At 51.2% G+C, this 2,248-nt stretch carries 2 protein-coding genes and 1 pseudogene; all 3 read right to left on the bottom strand.

The features are described from left to right. Positions 1–155, bottom strand: a pseudogene (locus BZK31_RS30730) (RHS repeat protein); the annotation flags it as partial. A 147-nt stretch (positions 156–302) separates the two neighbouring features. Beyond that, positions 303–815 (bottom strand): hypothetical protein, encoded by a 513-nt coding sequence (locus BZK31_RS27485; protein ID WP_083186346.1) that lies wholly within the window; start codon positions 813–815, stop codon positions 303–305. Then, positions 812–2,248 (bottom strand): RHS repeat domain-containing protein (locus BZK31_RS29925; protein WP_244182750.1); only part of this gene is annotated, 1,437 nt, incomplete at its 5' end. The genes BZK31_RS27485 and BZK31_RS29925, both read right to left, overlap by 4 nt.

Below are 2,248 nucleotides of genomic sequence, written 5' to 3'. Positions count from 1 at the left end.
GCGGTGCCGTCCGGGTGATTGATGCGCAGCACTTCGCCGTCGGGTTTGCGTTCCAGCCGGGTGGTCTGGTTGAGGGCATCGGTGACGGCGACCAGGTGGTGGCGGTTGTCGTACTGGTAATAGGTGTTCTTGCCCGAACAGTCCTGAAAGCGTTCACCTGTGTCTTCGGTTGCAGCAAGCAGGTGATCAGCGAAGAAACCAGCGAACAGCTAGATGGTGCAAGCAGTCGTATTGTATATCGCTGATTTAGCTGGCCGTAGGGTCTAACTGGGTAGCAGTGCTCGTAAAAACTATAAATGCAGCTATAGAATAACATTTGAATCTGATCGTGGCTCACTAGTTCGTAAAAATCGATCCACCACAGAACACATCACCACATCATACCCATAATCCACACTTCCGGAGCTATCAACAATCTTTACTCCAGCAACACTAACTTTATAGTGACCTTTTGGCACGCCAGTATCAATCCAGCCAGTGTAGTCTTCCCAATCCCAAAATACGGAGATATCAGCAACATATAGAGTATTTTGAACATTTAAATAAAAGAATTGATCTAAAAATACTGTCACACGTTCATTAGCATCTGGCTCTTCATCCACAAAAAATCTGACTTTGTACCCCCCATCATCAATACCCATTATCGGTAGCGCAAGACCATCATCGAGAACCTCGTCACCTTTATTAGTGGTAGTAAATAGATTGAGAATATTATCACCATCATTAATAACCCCACCAAATAAAGCTTTGATACCTGGATAATCAAATATTACCAAGCCATTAAAATCTACATTCAATTCAAATTCGGACTTCATGAGCAGCCTCCAGCGCCGACACTTACTTTCTTGTACCAGTCAATTAAAGCCGCATGGGCTTGTTTTGGAGTAACATTTTTCGCGATTACCTCTCCGGTTGCACGAATCCTCAGATCACCTTTTATGTGAGAAACTTTATCTAAACCTTTTCCGGTGGCCTCAAATAATTCCTCAGAGGATTTTGTCCACGGACCTTGAAGCTTGCCAATATCTGGCCTAATTGCCCGATGAAGTTCCTCGTGCATACCGGCGGCGTAGGGCTCAGGATAAAAAGAAGGGGTGTTATACTTAGTACCAAGCTCATGCAAACCAATGCTATTGGCTTTTTCTCTAGGAATAAGGTGATGTCCCATGCCGTCTGGATTCCATGCCCAAGGCATCCATCCAAGTGGATCAACCCAGCCTGTGGGGCTTTCAGCGTAAGAGTAGAGATTACTTCCACCCGCCAACCCAATCGGATCCTGCGTAATAAACCGCCCCACCTCCGGATCGTAATACCGGAACGTGTTGTAGTGAAGCCCCGTCTCCTCATCAAAATACTGCCCCTGAAACCGCAGGTTCTGCTCCACCTCGTTCACGGTCAGCGCTTCGAGGCTTCCCCATGCCTTGTATGTCGCCTGCCAGACGATCTGGCCGTCGGTGTCGGTCATCTCCAGTGGCGTGCCGATCTGGTCGGTGTGGAAGTAGTAAAGCGTGTTTTCGGCTTCACCTTCACGCTGATCGACACGGGCCAGCGGCGCATAGCTGCCGGGCTCGTAGATGTACAGGCTGCTCTGTCCCGGCTGCTCTTCACGCAGCATCCGCAGGCCTTGCCAGAGGAAGCGTTTGTGTTCGGTCTGGCCGTTTACTTCGGACTGTTTGGCAACCCGTCTCCCCAGGCTGTCGTACTGGTACGTGCCGGTGCTATGAAGCTGGCTGTTCACCAGCGTTTCGGCTTTGACGAGACGGTTTTCGCAATCGTAGGTAAACGTCTGCCATTTCGCCAGACCGCTGCGTTTTTCAACCAGATTGCCCCACGGATCATAGGTGTACTCTTGATCACGCCACTGTTTAAGGCGGTTGTCCTTCACATGGTCGAAGCGGCTGGTGTTGAAGTTCAGCCGGTTGGCCGCGGCGTCGTAGCGGAATTCCTCGCTGTCGACCAGCTTGCCGGTGTCGCGGCTGTGCAACTGGCCGTTGGCTTCATATTCATACTTAATCTCGCCACGCAGTTTGTCGAGGGTGCGGATCAGTTCGCCGGCCGGATCGTATTGGTAGCGCCGGTGGATCGGGTTATAGGCGTGTTCCACCAGCAGTTGCGGGCTTTCGCTGCCCAGCACGCCGGAGAGTTTGTCGGCCGGTAATGTGGACGCGAACTGCCAGGACTTTCGACCCATGGGGTCGTAGCCGAAGCAGCTGGTGAGCTTGCGCTGAGTGCGGTAGACCTCGCGGTG

This window comes from Pseudomonas floridensis (assembly GCF_002087235.1).
GTDB classification, from domain to species: Bacteria; Pseudomonadota; Gammaproteobacteria; order Pseudomonadales; family Pseudomonadaceae; genus Aquipseudomonas; species Aquipseudomonas floridensis.
Note: the sequence above shows the minus strand (reverse complement) of the source record. Positions and strands in the feature narration are given on the sequence as shown.